Genomic DNA, 20727 nt, shown 5'->3' on the forward strand with positions numbered 1-20727 from the left:
AAAGTTATTCGTCTGAAACGGGTGACGGAGGGCTCGCCGGGAAGGAACCTTCTCCGTCGCGCTGGTCTCGCCTCTGTTTGGGTGAACTCTTATCAGCGGTGTCGGCCGTATTCTACTACGATGGCGAGTGCACCCCGCGACCGTGACGAGTCGGAGGGTGTCGTCTTCGTCCGAGAGGACGACGGAAGCATTACCGCGAAGGATCTCGAAACCGGCTTGGCCCGTGGCGGTGACACCCGAGCGGAGGCGCTCGCGCAACTCACCGAGGTTCTCGAACTCCACGAGGGCGGCGGCGAGCCGATCGACGACCCCGACGCCTTCCTCCGGGAGGAGCTCGATATCGATCCGGATGAGCTTGATGACGACCGAGAACTCCCAGACTTCTTGCGGTAGCCGATGGTCCGGACGACGTTCTCCGGCCGTGAGATAATCGCCGTCTTGCGAAGCTTCGGGTACGCCCCCGTCTCTCGGAGTGGCAGTCACGTCCGATTGCGGTACGAACATCCCGAGACGGTGAAGTTCGGAACGTCGACGTGCCGATGCACACCGACGTGCAGATCAGGACACTGCGGTCGATCGCCGACCAGTGCGGTGCCGAGGACTTCCACGAGTGGTGCCGCTGGATCGACGGCCACGCCTGATTGGTGTGGTAGAGACTCGTCGTCGGTTACTCTCCGATTATAACAGCTCGGAGCTGAACGGACTCGCCGGGAGTCCCACGAGCGAAGCGAGCGGGACGTCGGCGAGGGAATGAGTCGAGCGAAACGAGACGAATGGACTCGCCGGGATTTGAACCGGAACCAGACGTGCTCGCTCACTCCGTTCGCTGCGCGCGACTGGCAGGGCTCAAATCCCACCTCGGACATGCAGAATCTCAGTCGACGAACGCGACTCGCTTCGCTCGTCGGTTGCGTCGACAGAGAATCATGGACTCGCCGGGAAGGAACCTTCTCTGTCGCGTTGGTGTCAATTCGGCCGGGGCGAACCCTTATCAGCGGTGTCGGTCGTAGTGTGGGACAATGGCGAGCGCAACCCGCGATCGAGACGAGTCCGAAGGCGTCGTCTTCATCCACGAAGAAGACGGTAGCATCACGGCCAAGGACATCGAAACCGGCGTCGCGTCGTTCGGCGACACCAAGTCCGAAGCGCTCAGAATGCTCGCCGAGGCGCTCGAACTCCACGAGGGCGGCGGTGAACCCGTCACCGACGATGATCTCCGCGAGTGGGGACTCGACCCCGACGACTTCGACACGAAGGAACTCCCCGAGTTCATGCAGTAACGCATGGTCCGGACGTCTTTTTCTGGGCAAGAGATCGCATCCGTCCTGACCTCCCACGGGTACCATCCTGTCGACCGCACTGGGAGTCACCTGAAACTTCGATACGAACACCCCGACACGGGCGAGGTTCGGGTGGTCACCGTTCCGATGAAGTCTGCAGATCGGATTCCGACCGGGACGCTGCAGTCGATCGCCGCCCAGTGCGGGGCGAAAGACTTCCATGCGTGGTGTCAGTGGATCGACGAGAACCGCTAATAGGTAGAGGACTCGCCGGGAGTGCCGCGAGCGAAGCGAGTGGCATGTCGGCGAGGGAATGAGTCGAGCGAAGCGAGACGAATGGACTCGCCGGGAATCCGTCAGGCTCTCTGACGGGGCTAGGTAAATCGAGTCACCGTTGATTGATTTTGGTTCTCGACGTGGGTCGCGGCTCACTCGGGTTGCACAGACACAGAGTCATGGCACTCGAACCACTCGATCCAGAAACGGCAGTGGAACTGTACCTCGAAGACCGCAGGAGTGAACTCGCAGCCTCGACCCAGTACGCGCACTCGTCCCGTCTCGGTCATCTTATACGATGGTGCGATGGGCAAGGTATTGAGAATATAAACGAGCTGACGGGACGAACATTACACAGATATCGGTTGTGGCGTCGTTCAGACGGTAACCTCGCACCATCGACCGAAAAAACGCAAATGGATACACTGAGAGTGTTCATCAGATGGTGCGCAACTATCGACGCCGTTCCAGCAGACCTATGGTCAAAAGTTGTCTCTCCAAGTTTATCTGAAAGTGAAAGATCTCGAGATGTGATGTTGGATTCGGAGGTTGCTGAAAGAATTCTAGAGTACCTCTCGACATATGAGTACGCATCCGAACGGCACGTCTGTTTCCGTCTTATGTGGTATGCCTTGCTTCGGAGGGGAGCTGTTCACGCACTAGACCTGGGAGATTATGACTCCAAAGATATGTCGCTGGACGTCCGACATCGTCCAGAAACAGGCACTCCTATTAAAAACAAATACAACGGAGAACGGTTCATCGCACTTTCAGCTGATACGTGCTCAGTACTGGATGGGTGGATAGAAGACCGAAGGCTTGATAATGCTGATGAGTACGGGCGGAATCCGCTACTTTCCACTACACAGGGGCGAGCACATCTCACCACAATTCAGAGCTATGTTTACTCAGTAACTCGGCCCTGTCTGTTCACTGACTGCCCACACGGTTGGGATATTTCCACGTGTGATGCTGCAACCGATCGAACCGAGGCATTTGCTTGCCCTTCCTCGGTTTCACCACATGCCATCCGGCGAGGTGCGATCACACACTGGTTGAACTCCGATGTTCCTGAACCAGTCGTGAGTGCGCGTGCGAACGTATCGTCAGCAGTGTTAGATGAGCACTACGACCGGCGGACAGAGCGTGAGAAGATGGAGCAACGACGGAGGTATCTCAATAACGTCTAAATGTAAACCTGCATCATCCGGATCTATCACATTACGAACTTCAGCGACGTATCGAACCCCTCAGACGTCGTCAGTAACGTACGTTGTTGCATAGTCTAACTTCCGTCCGATACGAACGAATCCCCATGCCTCGTTCTCTTTGAGAAACTCTAACCCGGATTCTTGAGTAGAAAATGCACCGACAACGGTGTCATCACTGCCGGTGATTTCTGAGCGCTGAATAGTACCTTCGAGATGATTTACTTCGAGAGAGCCCTCCTCTTCAGCGAGTGGATCAGCATCAATCGAGGTGTCAATATCCACACCACGTGATTCAGCAGTTGACTCACCAATGTACTGACGACGCTCTTGCAGGGCATCACGAAGGTCTTGGACGAACTGCAGACCCTGTTCTTCAGTATCGACCGGAACATTGCCCAGTTCGGTTTTTACGAGATCCCTCACTTGGTTTGCGAGTTGCTCACTGTTTGCATCAAGGCACTGCATTCCCCGTTTGCTTGCGCAATCTGTGAGGCCACCTTGTCTGCACGTCCCGATTGAATCGCGTCATTCGAGAGTATTTTTAACAGTTCGGGTTCGTTTTATAGGTCGTCAAGTCCGAAGGTCGCTAGAGAGATCTCTTCACCATTTTCATCGAGTCCGCTCTTACTGAGAACCTCGAATTCCTTCCCGTTAGTGAGGATTCCCCAGTCGACTTGCAGAACTTGGCGCATATAGCTGCGAAGTTGGGTCAGGTCTTTTTTGTGAGATCAGATTGAGCGGGTTTCGCTTCGATGAGTAGAACAGGAATGTCCCCGACTATCAGTGCATAGTCGACTTTTACAGAGCTATCCAGAGGTTTGCTTCTTGAGACTTCGCGAAGAGCCAGTGAAGTACCCAAATGATACCAATCAAGGGCAGCAAAACAACGACATTGTACTTACCAAGATGGACTAAGATGGACCGATATGAGGAGAAAATTTAATCGACTGCGTGAACGCATCTATGACAGCATAGAATTGGTACACCGCGTCTGCACGACACACGTGATGGACTGGCGGGCACGTGCGGCGGAAAGGGGAATCAGGAGTGGATGATTCAATAAGTTGCCTGAAGAGTGCTCAGGAGGCGTTGTGTCCGATTCGCTCCTATGAAGCGAGGCGAGTGGGAGCGTTATCCAGATTACTCTTGTCTTGACTTGAATGGCCTAAGCTAAAAATGATGCGTCCATCGAGACAAAATGATATCTTCAACGAGGTCGCCTGGATGTCGTAGGAGTCACAAGTATTGTTTCTCATACGACCTATATGTTTATATTACCAACAAATAAAGTATCACATTTGATTTCCAGTGTGGTAGCTACATATACAAGAAATATTTCGATATAGTATGGTAAAGCATAGACTTGGTGAGATTGGCAGGAGAGGCTTTGTCCTTTCCATCATCGGTTCGGCATCAGTTCCGCTGCTTAGTGCAGATTCAGAAGCTGAAAATACATCAGAACGTCATATCTTTATTAATGGGACTGAAGATAACGAGAGAGCAGACTTTGAATTCACTGTCTCTGGAGAAGTCCGAGAAGGGTGGAGCGGAGATGCCGATGGTGAAATTAATGATAATAGTGCAACTGGGACAGTTTGGGGATCTTGGGAGGTGGACTATTTTATCACTGGCGAACTTACATCGTTCAGTTCAACCGGCGATGTCATTGTTTATTCAGTTCAGGAAGGCCAAACCCCTACTCAGCTGTACCCAAGAGATCATCATATCTTTATAAAGGGTCTTGATCAAAAAACTCAATATGAATTTACTGTAACCGGAATTTTGGAATCAGGCTGGTCAAACGAAGGGGATGATGTCACGGAGGGAAAACGCGCGTCAGGTATCGTTTGGAGTCAAAAATATGACGATTACTTTTATTCTGGAGAGATTGAAGACATCACGATCAATGGTGATGCAGAGATAATTATAGATGGAAAAACAGTTGATCCAAGCAGCATGAAAGGGAACGATACCCAAAATTTCGTTGAAACCTTTCAAAATCAGTTTCAGCTTAATACTGATCCGTTCTACGCAACTGGAACTAACAGTTTCTGGTGTTCGTATCAATATTGGGACAAGTCGGCGATTGACGATACAATCAAGGAGTTGAAGAAACTTGATCTAAATACACTTCGAGTATGGGGTTTTGGGAATGGTTCATCGCATCTCTTTCAGCCAGAGGCAGGAAAATATAACGAAGACGCATTCCAGAGACTTGATTATTTAATTAAAAAGGCAAAAGAAAATAATATCCGACTCATAATTGCGTTAGGGAATTATTGGTCAGACTTCGGTGGTATTGACGAATATGTAAATTGGTCAGACACGGCATCAGATAGGACTGATTTCTATGAAGATGATCAATGTCAGTCAATGTATCAAGATTATATTGAATATGTACTAACACGTGAAAACACACTCACTGGAACGGAATTCAGAAACGAGCCTAGCATAATGATGTGGGAATTGCTGAACGAACCACGCAACCCAGCGGCACCAGATGGTGACGGTAGTGTCCTTCATAATTGGGCACATGACACTGCATCATATATCAAAAAGATTGATTCCAATCACTTGATCTCAACCGGTGCAGAAGGATTTATTCTCGGTGCGACAACTGAATACGACGAAATTGGGTGGTGGATGAACACTCAGGGATACGATTTCATCCAATTACACGATAGCAAATATATTGATGCCTGCTCAATCCACCTTTACCCAGATCACTGGCGAATATCCAATGAAGCCGCGATTCAGTTTATGAAAGACCGAGCTCAGGATGCAAATCAGGTTCTTGAGAAACCGATTTACATGGGAGAATTCGGCAAGAGTGTAATAAGGGGTGAAGAGAATTCTGAGGATCAAATGGCCACTAGAAACGACAGATATGATGAGTGGTATAGTGTTATGCAGCGTCATGGGTTTGATGGAGTGAACTTCTGGCAACTCGTCCCTGACCAATATCTTAATGATGCCGACCAATTTTCTGTGGTTCTCCCAGATGATCAACAAACTGGCGAAGTCATACAGAACGGTGTCTCCAAATTCTAAGGAGAGCTAGCTACAGTTATATAAAAAGACTCATACAACATCCCAAGTGTATAGACTCTCTGCGACGTAATTTACCATCATTCCAGCTCCGATTCCAACAAGATTCGCGATAGTTGGCCAAAACTCATGATCCAAGATCATGAATGAGAACTGAATGAAAGTGGTGAGTAGATATAATACTCCAAATGCAACGCAAAGCCCGACTAACCGGACTATATGAGATCTTCCCCATCTCTTAATGAACGCACCAGTACCTGAGACCCCTTCGTCCGCAAACGTCCAGTTATCATTTATCACAAACATCGTCGATATAGATACCTCTGCTCCGATCCCTTTTGCTAGAAGGGGATAAAATCCGACTACCGCCGTTAATGCTGCAACAATGATTGTCTCCAATGTTGCACCGACAGCACCTACAGAAATAAACTGCCCAATTCTAGCATTGTGAAAGAGGGCCTCAACTCTTGAATCAATCGTCATTTTCATCCAGGTCCAAGAGATTCGACTGAACTGTTTGGTCTACGTTCCGGAACCGGGGGCTACTTGCAATTGCGTCAGTTCGACGTTTGATATTTATGAGCGCGGTCGCTAGCTCGATTGATGTCGAAATTGGGTTGACGGTTGAATTGGGGTGGTCTTTCCAGTCTACAGGGACTTCGGCAATTTTGTATCCGAGTGAACCGGCTACACTTACAAATTCCATATCCCACGCAAACCCGGGCTCGTAGCAATGATGACCGATGGATTCCCAAGCTTCTGCACGTACCGCCTTGGCACCACATTGGTAATCCCGACACTGAGTTGGAAGCATTTTTCGAGCAGTGTAAGCAAAGACGTCTCCTAGAAACCGGCGCATGATCGTTTGATGTGACATAATTCTTGATGAAGGATGTCGACGAGAGGATATACAGACATCTTCATTACCATCAGATACTTGAGAAATAATGTCATATAAAGAGGAAGCTGGAACAGAACCATCAGCGTCAGCAAATGCAAGTATATCTGTGTTCAGTAGGTCAAATCCAGACATAATAGCGCTTCCTTTGCCCCTTCTATCCTCAGAAATATGAATTGAGTCAACAACGTTGTCCAATTCAGAAATACTCTCCTCACTTGGCGAGTCTATTTCAACGTGAATCCTTCCTGGTTTTATTGTATTTTTGATATTTTCGATGTATTGTAGCAGTGTCTGTACGTCCGGATTATATGCTGGGATCACAATCCCAGATGAGAGATCATTGCTCATATTTGTATAATGATAAGCGGTATACGCTCGTTTGAACCTCGATGACCCATCATTCTTATCAAATTATAGGTTATATCGAACATTTTTAAATCTTGTGATACTTGATGAACATAATGAACTTTAATTTGTATATGTGTCTGATCATAGCATCTTGTTACGAAATAATCGCTCTTTTGTAGGGATAGTTGGTGCTGTTCAACAACTGCTTGGGGACCAAGAAGAGGAGACTGCACCAGAAGTATCTGGCACGAATGATTGGCTGAAACTGTTTAGGTCAGACGTGGTCGTAGTAAATTTACTCCTACTGGTTCGCTCCAAGGGTAACATCTGTTCCCACTGCCGTTCTGTCCTGGCCAGAGGCTCTCTATGTAAGGACTGTAGCCGCGCGCTCAACGGCAGGGATAAGACTAGCTTCGGTCATGAGAAGGCTGCACTCAAAAATCGATTACTCTCAACTAAGCGCGTCTCTACGGTTCAAAACGATCCTCTACTAAATTAAGAAACCGAGGTCACACTCGGGACAATGCGCTGGCACGCCAATCGCTCCACGCGCCTCACCCCCAAAAATCCATACGATTGACAAAATTCTGATGCCCGGAAAAAGCTTCTTAGTATTTCATGTTAAATGACTACATAGCAACACAATCGAACCATTTATGTGATGTCATTTCTAGTGCATCAATGACAAACATGATGGTAGAAAGCAATTTCGTGCCTAAATATTTAATAATAACATTATTTGCGATTCTGTTTGGTGCTTTCTGGGCAGTACTTAATCTTTATAACTATTATCCAGTCCTAAAAATGTGGATAGATAGACTGCTCAGCCAAAAATTCCATCGAGCTACACTTTCGCTGGACGAAGATATGAACCATTTACCTGAGCTCGATGTTTATATACCAGCATATAAAGAAGGGGAAGTAATTGATCAGTCAATTGAATCGGTAAATAACACAAATTATCCTAATGTATCCTTGTATATATTGGTTGAACCGGATGATGATGACACACGAGGTCGTCTAACTGAGCTCAAAAGTCAGTTTGACTTTACAGAAATTGTCGTTCCTCTGGATTACCCTGGAGACTCAAATAAACCGCGTGCATTGAATTATGCTTTTGAGCAGACCACTGGCGAAATATGTGGTGTACTTGATGCAGAGAACATAGTAGAGCCAGATTTTTTCACAAAAATAGCCTCCGCCCTCACTACTGGTGAGAAAGACTATGCGCAAGGCATGGTAGACATGATTAATGAAGATGATGGCTGGTTAAATACTCTTTTCCGTGCTGAATATGGGTACTGGTACCAGATTATATTCCCCTCTTTCGTCTGGACACGTTTCCCTCTTCCATTAAGCGGTACGTCATGCTTTTTTTGGCGAAGTGTTTTGGAAGATGTCTCGTCCTACCGATATCAAGAGAATCGGACTCCTTGGGGTCAGGAGGCAAAAGAATGGTTTAGTACGCATGATCTAACAGGACACTGTCCGTGGGATCAAAGAAATGTCACCGAAGATTTTGAGTTGGGACTCCACTTATGGATACAGGACTACAAGTTTGCCCTTGTTGATTCGGTTATTACTGAGGAGTCACCTCTTGAAGTAGACAACTGGATCCGTCAGCGTACCCGTTGGCAAAAAGGGAAAATATATACATTTAGTCAATATGTACGCAATCCGCCTAGTAATCCCAAGCAAGCGCTCCACGTCATCTGGCAATCGTTCCTCCCACATCTTGGACCAGTTAATATTGCAGGAATTGTTATACTTTTGATATTCTCATATGCAGTAGGTTATACCTTAACTCCAATCGTTGATTCGGTACTGACAGCATCGTTCGCGTTCTTTTTGATCGGGTTACTCTCTCACGCTTATGGATATTGGAAGGTGTCAGATCACCCTCCTCATATCAAGCTAGGTCGGGCTGTGATGATATTATTTACACTTCCATTATATTGGCTGCTTCACTGGGGAGCTGACCTTCGAGCTCTTAAACAGACCTACCTTGGACAATTTCACTGGGAGAAAACCACACATACTGGCCGTAATAGCACGCTGACGAGTGGTGGGACGATTAATGATATTGATTATTCAGCACGTGTGAAACAATATGCATCCGAGATTAAGCTAGTAGGAGTGGTAGCAACGGTTGGTACAGTTCTCTACAGCCATTCCGTTCTTGAGATGAGTCTTTGGATTGACGAAGCATACACCTTGTCAGTTAGAGGAAGCATGCCGATCTCATCACTAATCAACGTGCAATCAGATCCGCATCCCCCAGTCTATTATATACTCACTCATATTTGGATGAATATATTTGGGGAGCCACTCATTTCAGCTCGAATCATTTCAGTCATTGCCAGTGTCTTATCGATCTTTGCTATGTACCAGCTAGGACGTGCTTTGTATAACCATCGGACAGGTATATTCGCATCAGCTTTGCTTACTTTTTCCACGTTCCAAGTACACTATGCCCAAGTAGCTCGAATGTATGCTCTATTTTCACTATTCACGATATTATCAACCTATTGTTTCGTTCGCATGTTACAAACTAAAACGACTCGCAGCGTCACTTTATATATCATAGTCACGTTGGTAATGATATACACTCATTTATTTGCGGGTTTCGTGGTGGTTGCACAATCGTTATTCATACATTATTCGTATTTTATTCCAGGAAAGAACGCTGACCTATCTATTCCGTCGTTATCCCAGTGGTGGGGAGTTAAGATCATCATCTTCGCCGCGTCCCTTCCGTGGCTCGTATTGAAACTCCCGGCATACCTCCCTTGGCTTGGTACTGGTAGTCAAGCGCAGCGTATTAATTGGATTACTGAGCCAGATATATCAGTATTTTTTGATACAGTTCTGTTTTATATGGGCTACCCAGATATATATCCTGTTCTCGCAGGAAATCCGATCACAAGGCGGCTAAGTATAGCTATTTCAACTATCGTAGGTATCGTTATCGGAATTATGATATTAAAAAGAATTAGAATTCGGATGAGACACGGTCAATCAGAACTTGTTGAAAGAAAAACTCATTTTGCTGTTTTTATCGTGCTATCGATGACTGTTCTTCCTTATCTTGTCTCACATATCGTAACGCCTCTGTATGTTATCAGATATACCATTCCCGGTGGTATCCTGTTCTATGTTGTTGTTAGCCACGGAATTGAGGAAATTGATACAACTGTAATCCAGTACTTGGTTATTGGAGTTTTATTGCTTGGAATGATGGGAAATCTTGCAGTATATTCTCAAGGAGAATCAATTGAACAGTGGGAAGAAGCATCAGCCTGGGTTGAAGAGAATGGCGACTCAGATGATCTTGTGCTAATGAATCCCTATTGGATTGACAACGCATTCCTGTACTATTATGATAATCCATCTGCAGCAATTGCACAATATCCCGGCTCAGACTCCACCCCTAGTGAAGGAGACCCAGATAGACTCCGGGCGCTTGTCACAAACAACGAAACGGTGATGATTGTCAGTTGGGGATACGGTTCAAAAGAATCTATAAGGAGCGTCCTTCGAGAAACCCACTCACTTGAAAATAGGAAGCGTTTCGGCGTTATTGAGGTATATAAATACGAACAGAGGGAAGACAGCCAGAAGAAATAAACTGAATTATACCTACGAGTTGATGAACAACGTAATCAAAAATCCCAGCAGAGACTTCCAAGTATAGCATCACGTCAAGAGTGACTGTGTTGAATATATAACTTGTCAACGCGCTATAACTCCAAACGGTAATTGGCTGTTATAAACCACGACGATCAGGCCTTATTAACAATTAGTGAATCTAAACAGCCCAGGCCTGTTTGATTATACTACGTCATGAATAATCGGTATAGATGCTGTTGTGTACTTATGGAAGTTCTAGGTGTCTATAATACTCTAGAATAGATAATTTCTTTCCCAAATATTTAAAAATTTCTTTTGTCGGAGTGGATTGTTTTTTAATATCTTCTCATCAATATCTCACATTTCAATTTATACTGCCTCAAGAAAACTAGTTTGTAATGGAATCAACATAGGACCAATATCAACCGGTGAATAGAATCAGCGCCCCGGGCTGTGGGAAACTCAGGGCGCTCATTCCAGATCGCATGCCCCCACGAGGGAAGCACGCAATGGGGTCTCAGACTAAACCTCTGATTCCCCGTCCTGTCTACTCGCTCACGGCACAAAGCCGTGGTGCTTAGTCGGGTCACCGCGCGTCAGCGTTCCTCTGTGGGGCGAAACCAGCTGAACGCAAAATACGACAGTGAGAACTAGAGATACATCTTCGTCAATCGAACAAAAACAGAAATACCCGCCACACGCTACCCCTGAAGCCAGGGGATATGCGGATTCAATCGATACTGCGAATGCAGAATCGCATTCGCAGAAAACTCAGTTGGAAGTCTGCACCGTCGGTGACGCAATTGAGACGTTCCTTGGAGAACAGACCGAGTACGCACCCTCAACGACAAGACAGTACGTGTCTGTTCTGAGGTTCTTCAACCGCTGGACTTCGCAACAAGGCCTCGACTACACGAGTGAGTTGACTCCACTGCATGTGATACAGTTCCGGAACTGGCGCCAGCACCGAGCGCCAGTGAAGGTTCCTTCGCTCAAAAAAATCACAATCAACTCTCAGATGGCCAAAATCCGCCGGTTTCTGAGATGGTGCGAGACAATCAACGTCGTTACACCGGGGCTACCCGAGACGGTAGACTTCATTAGGATCGTCGACGACGAAGACGTTCGACACGAAGTTCTGGACCCCGAGAAGGCCCAGACAATCCAACGTCACCTGAACAAGTGGCAATATGCTACGAGAGACCACATCACATGGATTCTCAAGCTCGAATTCGGTGCAAGGACCGGAGACATTCGTTCCATCGATCTGGAAGACTTAGAGCTTGAGGGGAATCAGCCTCACTTGCGACTACGTCACAGACCTGACCATGGGACTAGACTCAAGAACGGCAAGCAGAGTGAACGGACTATCGCCCTCTCACCGGAAGCTTGCAGAGTCCTCGTGGATTACATCGAGTCAAACCGAGCTGATGTTGTTGACGAGTACGGACGCCGCCCACTGCTCACCACAGCAAACGGGCGAATCAGCAAGTCAACCATTCGGAGCTACTCTTACAAGTGGACGCGACCCTGTAAGATCGGCCTTGGCTGTCCGCACGGTAAGGACGATGACAAATGTCCCGCAGCAGGAAGCAAAGGCGCACACAAATGTCCCTCAAGTCAGAGTTCACACTGTGCAAGGACGGGCTACCTGACATACGAGCTGAATTCGGGAGTCGATCCAGTCCACCTGTCGGGAAGATGTGATGTCTCCGAAGAGGTGCTATCGAAGCACTACGATATGCGTTCTGAACAAGAACAAATGTTCGTTCGGCAGCGAGCGTTCGAAACTGCTCGTCTAAGCTACCAGTCCTTCGGAGGTGTCGAGAATGACCGGTGAACGGCGCGATTTGGCCAGAGAATATAACGCGAATATGATTCGGTCAGTCATAACTGGCAGTATCATATCGGGTATAAATACTGTTGGACAGAGTACAAGTTCGACCTTTGTTGGTGCTGTCCTAGTAGTGTTGCTGGCTAACGTTGTAGCTTGGACGTTCGGAGTAGATTCGTCACTCTTCGGACCTCTGGCATTGTCGGCGTTCCTCAGAGAAAAGGATGAATCCGAGTCAGATTACAAAGTCATCAATTGCCTTATTTACGCTCGTGTCAGCGACGATAAACAAGTGAAAGATGGGAATGGTCTCGAAAATCAAGTGGGTACATGTGAGAAGTTGGTCGAAGAGCGAGGATACAACCTTCTTCACGAACCGATATTAGACAAGGGAATCTCTGGAACCGAGTTTGACCGTCCAGGTCTGCACAAACTCCTCCAGCTATCTGAAGATCTGCCCGTAGACTGTATCGTCGTAGATAAAGTGGACCGGCTGGGCCGCAGGGCACCACAGACACTCAGTATGGTGGATACTCTGCAGCACGATTTCGGGGTTACAATCGTTACTCCGACTTCCCGGATTGATATAATGACCATTGAAGGGTTGGTCTCGGCTTCGTTCTCAATCATCATGGCGGACGTTGAGAATCGGAATCGTGGGGAACGTGTACAGAAGGGGAAGGTCACTGCGTTCCGGAATCGGAACTGGGATTCGTGGTTCCGCAAGGTCCCCTTCGGATACAAAAAGAAAGGAGACTGGACGGACCCCAACGCGACTGAGAGGTGGATCGAAGTTGACGAGTCTACGAGAGGCGTCGTTGAAGCGATATTCACACATTTCAATGACATCAAGGACATGACTGCCCCGTACGCGGAGGTCAGCCGTCACACCGAACGGGAATACGGGGTTGAGATGCGTGGTAGTGATATCAAAGGGATATTGCAAAACCCGGTCTACGTCGGAAAACCTGTCGCCCAAGTAACAATGATGGATGGGAGATCGATTACCGAGATCGTCGAAGACGAAAGTCTTCGACTCATCGATGAAGAGACACAGGAACAGGCGCTTGCCATGATCGGACAGATCGGTGATAAGCATTCAAGAAAATCCAGCAGCAATATCATCTCTCTCGAGTCACTTCTCGAAGAGTTCCACCCGCTGGCACTGGTAGAGGAAGTCGATGGGTTTGGCCTGTCCTGTTCGCAGTGTCGTGGTGAACTGGTGAAGAACGGGACAAAGAGGCTTGATGAGAGTTCGATGTCCACGGATACCAGACGAGTCACGAACCTGAAGTGTGTCGAGTGTGGTAAGCAGAGGAAGTTGGTGTCCCGCTGGACTCTCTTCCGTCTCGAGAGATCTCGATAGTCAACCCCAGTAATACACGTTTTAAATCTCTATTTTTTCTATATGTTCGTGGAGCCTTCTTGATATTATCTTTCAGTGACAAAAATCAAGTGCTGAATATAGAGGATGCAGTTATCACAGTGTGGGTATGCTCAATCTGTATTGGTGAAGAGGATTAGTCGCCGTTAGAAGTCAGAAAATGTCTGCTGGCGCTTGTAATCGTAAGGTTCCGTGAGCGCTTCCCGTTCCATATTATAATTTTTTTGCGCGTGTCGGTTCTCCTCAATCCCTCGGTCAACAATCCACGCTCGAAACTCCTCATATCGGTCTTGATCCTGAATCACGTCGCCCATATTGACTGTCCGCAGCTCACCATAACGCGCAAAGTAGATACCTACCTTACTGATCTCTGGGTATTTGATCTTCGCCACATCTTCGCTGTCCGCATACATCTCCTCATAAAGGATACGCTGAACATCACACAGAACATAGTACATTAGTAATTGCCGCCAGAACTGGTTTGTGAATGTTCTACCTTCGGTTGTTTTTATATCTACAAGCAGGTCATCTACGATGAAATCACCCTCGCCAGGGAGAATATAGCGGTGCCCACCAAAACCGGGTTGTTCAATCATAGTGTTGCCGTTCGTCCACTCTGTTTCACGTAACAACTCAAACAACTCTTCCATTTCATTGAGAATATCTTCTGCAAACGCCTTGCGGTTAATCCATGACTGAACGCTCTTATCCGGCTTCCATCCCGCATTAATCAGCGAAGCCCGTACCACCTTTCTCGTATTCATCCCCGTCTGGATGTACTGTTTAACGAGTTTCGTTAACTGCTCATCCTCTGTCCACTTTACTGAACTCCGCTGACGCTTCCATACAGGGAGATTGTTCTGCTTTTCATCCCATTCTTCTTGACTCGAAATATCATCGTACTCCTCCCACTTCATCCCATCAAAACGCATTACGTTGAGAGGAGGAGTTTCCCCATTCGTCCAACGGGGTTCGAAATTTCCAAACGTACTCCACGACCCATGGATGATCTCATTACAACGTCGGTAGAGTAGCAAACGGCAGAGATACTCAAATGCGTTCCCGACTAATTGGTGTCCATATCCGTTATTTACTACTTTCAGCTTTCCCTCAGCGTCCTCGCCAGGGTTCGGGTAGGTCGAATCAATTTCCTGCCTTACCTCCCCAATCTTAATAAAATCCGTAACGCCGGTCGTCATATACTATTTGTTAACGTTCTTATTACTTAATAGAGTCGGGAAATATATGACCCCAATCCGGAATTTGAATAACCGGTCAAAGAGGCTACTGTGGTAGATCTTTTTTGTCGATTTTGCGGTTCGACATAACCAAACCATTGTACTAACATTTCCAACGGCCATCTGCCCCAATCTATCCCGTTTTGTACGATTAGCTTTGACTGCCTCTCGAAGGGGAATCCGTGCAAGATTTGCGCCCTGTATTCAGCAAGAGCAGAGTAAACTCCCGATTTGCTGCCAGTACCGTCGTGACCGAAACAGAAGGTGTATGCAGCAGCCTCCGGGCAAACGTCTCACGTCAGCTCTCTCGACTTCGGAGCCCACCACTCTTTTGTCATACGATTGCTATCGCTACCCATGCCATTCGACCCCAGTCGGGTTGACACGATTACTGTCGATTCGTATGGAACGCTCGTCGATCCGAGTGCCGCTGAACGTGCCGTCGCACCGTACACCGACGACCCTGACTCGGTGCTCGCTCACTGGCGAGCGAAGTACCTCTCGTACGTGATGATCGCAAACGACGTTGACGACTACCAGCCCTTCGATGAGTTGATTGAGGCCGCACTCGAACAGGCACTTGGCGCACACGGAATCGAAACGACAGCCGAAGAGCGGGCGGAGATCATGGCCGTCTACGACGAACTGGACCCCTTCGACGATGTTCGGGATGGTCTCAAACAGCTGGCCAGCGACTACGACGTGTATGTGCTTTCGATGGGAACGCCAGCGATGCTCGAGACGATGCTTGAGCACGCCGACATCGGGGAGTTCATCAAGGACGCTATCAGTATCCACGAGATTCGAACCTACAAACCGGAGGCCGCAGTGTACCAGCACGCGGCGGCCCGGACCGGCACCCCAATCAACGAAATCGCTCATGTCGCCGGGCCATCGTTTGATGTCCGCGGTGCGATGGCTGCCGGAATGCAGGGCATCTGGATCAACCGCACGAACGAGCCGTGGGATCCGTGGTTCCCGACTCCCGATCTGACGATCGACACGTTCGACGACCTCATTGCGGCGCTCGATATGTAACACTGGGAACCGGAGCGTTACCTGACCGACTCGCGCCCTGTATTCAGCAGCGTCTACAACATCTCCTCAATTTCTGCCAGTAGCGACGTGCGAGAGACAGAGGGAGGTATCATTGACTAATCGCAACGGGCCATTAGAGGTTTAGCAATTGTTCAAGTTGCCTGACACACTGAATCAGTGCGATATCTGAGCCCCACCCAGCATTACTGAAGACGCTACGCACCAGATTCTGCCCCTCTTGAGCCCGCGTGGATGTCCGTTGTTGTACGTAGGGGAGATGCGTCATCGTCGTACAATGGGGCAGGTTCGGAGACCGCTTGGGAACCTGATAGGGTGGCGTCTGATGGATATCGAACTCTTCCCCTTCTTCAGTTTCAAGCGTAATCGTCCGCTCCTGACGACGGCGGTATTCATCCATCCGGTCATGCAGGTTCTGGATGTACTCCTCACTACTTGAGTGGAATACGACGACACTATCCGCGTTATGGAACTGGAGCAGATTTAGCTGGTCCACGACGTCAGGCGATTTGATTAGCACCTGTCGCTTAGAGTTACTGTTAAAGCTGTACACCAGCGGGTCGTACAGGAGCATCATCCGATGCCGGTCTATAGGGCAGAAAATCTGGAGCCCGCGATTAGCGAGTCCCGCCGGGACCAGTCCATGCGATTGTTTGTACTGGGGAATGTCGTGAACCATGGGGGCATCCGAGATAATGAACTCTTGATCGGTGACGTTGCACAGTAACACCGCATGGAGGTCGCCAATTGCGAGGAACCCGAACAGGCCCTGTGCAATCAGAAAGTGATGATTCCCGAGGAGCGAAGCGTCCACGAGGACCTCTTCCTTCTCCTCTTCTGTGAGATTTGATTTCCAGTCAATCAACTCTTCGTATCGTCTTGCCTCTACGTCGTCTTGGAAGGCTTCCCGGAGTGTCTCCTCGCCGCTGTTGATATGATCTCTTGTGGATTTGGTCCTAGCTCGCTGGGTCGTGACGAAGGAGAGCAACAGCTGGCGGTGCTGGTCTGAGAGGTCCAGTAGGTCGGTTCCCCGGCGAAGATCACGGAGCGCCCGGGAATGATACTCGTCGACGTTCCCGAGTTCCATCTCAACGTTCGGTGGGTTGCCGTAGAGATACGTTCGAGAGCAAATTGAATCAATATTCTGTGGATGGGTCGACTCGCCAGCGATTGGGAGGACATTGGTTATTTTGTCGGTCGTCCAAGCTCTGAGGTAGTGTTGGGGGACGTAATGATGGTTCTTCGGATGGTCCTTTCGTTGCTGCCCCATCAGATAATTCAAGTAGGATGTTTGTGAATAATAGGTCTTGGGCCTGTGTGCTACTACTCAGGAAGGCTCTGTGAGCGAATACCGTGCACACCCCACGGACGGATTGGTCGATTCTCGCTCTGTATTCAGCACGGCCCAAAAACTATCAGCGCCAGATGATTTCAACAGAGCCGGAGGAGACACTATATCGGTATCAATTACACCTGGTTTCTGAGTTCGATCTTAGGCCCTCTACCCTCAACAAACAACTCGTACTGACCGACGACATGATCAATATGATTCGATTTTCTTGAAGCTGACATATTTGTTCTCTCTGTATCACCGGACTTGAAGCGGTTTCTAGTCGCTGAAGCTTTAGAAAACGTTTCCTCGGAAACAATCCGGTAGTCTGAAATCTGCTTCGAGACGCCCGCTACTCTGTATTCTCCTGTGTAAATCACATTCCGAAGTACATCACCCACTGCCCGGGCACACCATTCGTTTGATCGTTTCGTTTGTACCCCACGTTCGTTTAGCTGCTGTGCTACCTCTGACATTGACTTACGGTCAAGATACTCGTGGAATATTTGCTTCACCAATTGAGCTTCAGGCTCGTTCACGACCAACCGCCCGTCTTCTATGTCGTATCCCAGAGGAGGCGATTTATTCGGCCATCTGCCATCCATTGCCATCGCGTACAACCCCATGCGTGAGCGGTCGCGAATCATATCTCGCTCAAATTCCGCGGCACTTGCGATATTTCTGAAGTTGAACCGACCAGCCGATGTGGTCGTGTCTATCTGTTCAGTCACGCTGTGAAGCGCGATGTCCCACTCTCGGAGTTGCCTCTCCAACTGAACTACGTGCAGGAGGCTCCGAGAGAATCGGTCGAGCTTCCAGAACACGACGACATCAAACAGCCTGCGCTCTCCGTAATCCATCAATATTTGGAACTGCGGTCTGTCTACGTCCTTCCCGCTCTTTGCCTCGTCTTGGAACACGTACAGCGAAAGCCACTGCTGGAACTCACATCGCTCCAAGCATCGCCGCACCTGTTCCTTCAACGAGTACCCAAACTTTGGATTACTCTTGGACGTCCTCGCATACACTGCCGCCCGTACCGTCTCCGGTTGTTCATCGGCTTCGGGTCTATCCCAAACGGACCCCTCAAACATCGATAACCCCTCCTTGCCTGAACTCTTGTAGTCGAACCCGAATGGTTTCACGTGAAACCCCCGCTGCTTCCGCGATCTCACGTTGTGTTCGCTCCCCAGATTCCACAGCGTAGATTGCCGCGCTTGCCACTCCAACCGGATTCCGCCCGGCAACTAGTCCCTCAGATCTTGCCGACTGTACGAGTTCGCGGGCGCGTTCTACTGTCGTGGGCGTACACTCGAGCGACTTACAGAGAGGTTCGATGTAACTCTCCGGCAAGCAGTCCGCATTTTCGAGATTCAGCTCTCTCTTCAGTCGTTTGGTGAGCCTGCCGATGTCACGAGAATCTCTATTCATCCGGTGAGCGACAAGACTGATCGGAAGCGGTTCCCCTGCCTGTCGTGTGGCTATGCAGACCAGTGCGCCAACCACGTCCTCAGTATGCCGTCCATCATTGAGTCTATCTCGTGCCACCTGACCGTACAGTGAAGCGACCTGTAGGCGCACATCGGAGGAAAGATCGAATTGGTTCCCAATCTGTTCCAGAATCTCCAGTGCAGTTGCGACACGCTGTTCAGTGCTGTTCCTGACTTTGAACACGTCAGTCCACTCTTCACTGTCCCTCGGATTGTCCGCACTCATCGCTTGACTCTCTCTGAGTTGACTCAATGCTTCCTCCACGCCCTCCTGCCGAATTACGAACCCACACGCAGTACAAACGCCTTCGACGAAGTCGAAGTCGCTCACGACCGATTCTCCACCACATGCGGGGCACACCGATGGCCCGTCACTGGGTGAACTGCTAATCATGTCGGGTCAACTCCCGGGCTGTCAGGGGTCAGCTGATGCTGCCTCTCCGGGTGTGGTTCAACCAACTCGGAAAGAGTACCCTCAGAGGCACACATCGGACAAACCGGATACGCGTTTGTGTCACCATCCCAGTCTACAGCGGCAACGTCGAAGCGATGAGATTCGACTTCGCAACACCAGTCGTAGACACAGTACTGATTTGCCAAATCAGGGTGCTGGATTGCAAGAGTCGGGGTCAGTCTGGCGTTGGAGTGTGACTGAACGTACGTCTCCACTTTCTTTCGAGGATACGTCACACCGGGAAGGAACCCGTTAGCTCCCTCGTCTTGGAAGCCAGCCTCCGCTTGTCCACATCGTTTTCTAAATGAACAGAAGTTGCACTCCCAATCGAAGACTGGCTCTGCCGGAGGCAGCTGTTCGTCGAGTCTGAACTCGGTGTGTGTGGTTGCCCACTCGAGAACGAGTTCGGACCATTGTTTCCTGTCGAATCGCACCTCAAACGCCTTGATGCTCAGAGTCGTTCGATCACCGTAGATTATCAGTCCGGTCCGGACCTCTGTCTCCCACTCTCGAGAGAGACCCTCCATGTAGGCCAGGAGCTGCGCGACATGGTGGGGATTCGGTGCCGTCGTATTCGCAATGGAGTCCTTTGTCTTCACTTCCGTTGGGAGAATCGGTGTACTCTGAGCGTCGACGACAACTGGGTCTGTGCTTCCTCGAATCCGGATGTCACCTCCATTCGTCTCGACCGTGTAGTCCACCCACATCGAGTTCCGGACGTACGCTTTGTCGCCGACGACCGAACTCAGATATGGCATCAGGATTTCTTCTTCGAACCTCGTCCCTGTCCAGAAGATGCCGTCTGGGTCATCAACTTCTTCTGGCGCGTTGAGTTGCCGATAGAAGATTTTCCGGTGGCATTGATTGAGCTGGCTGGGTGAGTGCTGATTGGCTGGCTTTACTGGTGGTGGCGTGTTGAGATAGGGCTTCCCGGACTTGATGTTCTCAGCGAACTGCCGTTCCTCGTACCACGCGTCAAAGCCTGAGGGATCAATAGTCTCCAGAAGAGTCTGGATGAGGGTCGGGTGTTCCGGTGGTGCGGTCGATGGCATTTGTGAAGGTACGATATGATGTCAGAGAATATAGTTATAATGTGATTTACGTCTTAAAGAACACAGATAACATCATTTTGACCAAGAGCACCCCCATCCCTTTCTTTAGTCTAGGTCTGGAAGTCGTGCTGAATGCGGCCCCGTGCAGACTGGATGACTAAGGCTGACGATCACATCCTCGAGCTACTGAGCGAA

The 20727-nt window shown here is 49.0% G+C and carries 16 protein-coding genes and 1 pseudogene; 9 read left to right on the forward strand and 8 right to left on the reverse strand.

From position 1 onward, the window contains the following. Positions 1-120: 120 nt before the first annotated feature. The 4 genes and pseudogenes from FZP69_RS03145 to FZP69_RS03160 all read left to right on the forward strand — a co-directional run bounded on the left by FZP69_RS03145 (position 121) and on the right by FZP69_RS03160 (position 1535). The gene (locus FZP69_RS03145; protein ID WP_152039924.1) at positions 121-393 is read left to right on the forward strand and encodes a type II toxin-antitoxin system HicB family antitoxin; all 273 of its coding nucleotides are present in this window, start codon (positions 121-123) and stop codon (positions 391-393) included. A gap of 3 nt (positions 394-396) precedes the next feature. Then, positions 397-641, forward strand: a pseudogene (locus tag FZP69_RS03150) (type II toxin-antitoxin system HicA family toxin). Positions 642-1019: 378 nt separating this feature from the next. Further along, positions 1020-1280: a type II toxin-antitoxin system HicB family antitoxin gene (locus tag FZP69_RS03155; RefSeq protein WP_152039925.1), complete on the forward strand. Its 261-nt coding sequence runs from the start codon at positions 1020-1022 to the stop codon at positions 1278-1280. Between the two features lie 3 nt (positions 1281-1283). Continuing rightward, entirely contained in the window at positions 1284-1535 is a 252-nt protein-coding gene (locus tag FZP69_RS03160) for a type II toxin-antitoxin system HicA family toxin (protein ID WP_152039926.1), read from the forward strand. Between the two features lie 1271 nt (positions 1536-2806). Here the strand turns inward: FZP69_RS03160 and FZP69_RS03170 are convergent. After that, positions 2807-3232, reverse strand: a complete 426-nt coding sequence (locus FZP69_RS03170; RefSeq protein WP_152039928.1) for a hypothetical protein — start codon at positions 3230-3232, stop codon at positions 2807-2809. Between the two features lie 882 nt (positions 3233-4114). Between FZP69_RS03170 and FZP69_RS03175 the strand changes: the two genes are divergently transcribed. Next, positions 4115-5818 (forward strand): glycoside hydrolase 5 family protein, encoded by a 1704-nt coding sequence (locus tag FZP69_RS03175; protein ID WP_152039929.1) that lies wholly within the window; start codon positions 4115-4117, stop codon positions 5816-5818. 30 nt (positions 5819-5848) lie between these two features. Here FZP69_RS03175 and FZP69_RS03180 read toward each other — a convergent pair whose 3' ends face one another. Both FZP69_RS03180 and FZP69_RS03185 read right to left on the reverse strand, forming a co-directional pair. After that, positions 5849-6298, reverse strand: coding sequence for a GtrA family protein (locus FZP69_RS03180; RefSeq protein ID WP_192918439.1), 450 nt, complete (start codon positions 6296-6298; stop codon positions 5849-5851). Continuing rightward, the gene (locus tag FZP69_RS03185) at positions 6288-7064 is read right to left on the reverse strand and encodes a glycosyltransferase (protein WP_152039931.1); all 777 of its coding nucleotides are present in this window, start codon (positions 7062-7064) and stop codon (positions 6288-6290) included. Before FZP69_RS03185 ends, FZP69_RS03180 begins: the two co-directional genes overlap by 11 nt. Positions 7065-7682: 618 nt before the next feature. Between FZP69_RS03185 and FZP69_RS03190 the strand changes: the two genes are divergently transcribed. From FZP69_RS03190 to FZP69_RS03200, 3 genes are all read left to right on the forward strand, one after another. Then, the gene (locus FZP69_RS03190) at positions 7683-10691 is read left to right on the forward strand and encodes a glycosyltransferase (RefSeq protein WP_152039932.1); all 3009 of its coding nucleotides are present in this window, start codon (positions 7683-7685) and stop codon (positions 10689-10691) included. A gap of 646 nt (positions 10692-11337) precedes the next feature. Continuing rightward, positions 11338-12534 carry a tyrosine-type recombinase/integrase gene (locus tag FZP69_RS03195; protein WP_152039933.1) on the forward strand — a complete coding sequence of 399 codons (1197 nt, stop codon included), beginning with the start codon at positions 11338-11340 and terminating at the stop codon, positions 12532-12534. Next, on the forward strand, positions 12524-13894 hold the full coding sequence (locus FZP69_RS03200) for a recombinase family protein (RefSeq protein ID WP_152039934.1): 1371 nt from the start codon (positions 12524-12526) through the stop codon (positions 13892-13894). Before FZP69_RS03195 ends, FZP69_RS03200 begins: the two co-directional genes overlap by 11 nt. A gap of 164 nt (positions 13895-14058) precedes the next feature. Here the strand turns inward: FZP69_RS03200 and FZP69_RS03205 are convergent, their stop codons facing one another. Next, positions 14059-15111 (reverse strand): hypothetical protein, encoded by a 1053-nt coding sequence (locus FZP69_RS03205; RefSeq protein WP_152039935.1) that lies wholly within the window; start codon positions 15109-15111, stop codon positions 14059-14061. Positions 15112-15507: 396 nt separating this feature from the next. On the opposite strand from FZP69_RS03205, the gene FZP69_RS03210 reads away from it, so the two are divergent. After that, the gene (locus FZP69_RS03210; protein ID WP_152039936.1) at positions 15508-16188 is read left to right on the forward strand and encodes a haloacid dehalogenase type II; all 681 of its coding nucleotides are present in this window, start codon (positions 15508-15510) and stop codon (positions 16186-16188) included. A gap of 133 nt (positions 16189-16321) precedes the next feature. Here the strand turns inward: FZP69_RS03210 and FZP69_RS03215 are convergent, their stop codons facing one another. The 4 genes from FZP69_RS03215 to FZP69_RS03230 form a co-directional block, all read right to left on the reverse strand. Beyond that, on the reverse strand, positions 16322-17476 hold the full coding sequence (locus FZP69_RS03215; protein ID WP_152039937.1) for a DUF4238 domain-containing protein: 1155 nt from the start codon (positions 17474-17476) through the stop codon (positions 16322-16324). A gap of 197 nt (positions 17477-17673) precedes the next feature. Further along, a complete protein-coding gene (locus tag FZP69_RS03220; RefSeq protein WP_204959893.1) occupies positions 17674-18681 on the reverse strand; it encodes a recombinase family protein in 1008 nt (335 codons plus the stop codon). Next, positions 18623-19357, reverse strand: coding sequence for a transcription initiation factor IIB family protein (locus FZP69_RS03225; RefSeq protein WP_192918440.1), 735 nt, complete (start codon positions 19355-19357; stop codon positions 18623-18625). Before FZP69_RS03225 ends, FZP69_RS03220 begins: the two co-directional genes overlap by 59 nt. Positions 19358-19416: 59 nt before the next feature. Continuing rightward, a complete protein-coding gene (locus FZP69_RS03230) occupies positions 19417-20532 on the reverse strand; it encodes a CRISPR-associated protein Cas4 (RefSeq protein WP_152039940.1) in 1116 nt (371 codons plus the stop codon). Positions 20533-20727 lie beyond the last annotated feature (195 nt).

The sequence above is a fragment of the Salinigranum salinum genome (assembly GCF_009176545.1).
Taxonomy (GTDB): domain Archaea; phylum Halobacteriota; class Halobacteria; order Halobacteriales; family Haloferacaceae; genus Salinigranum; species Salinigranum salinum.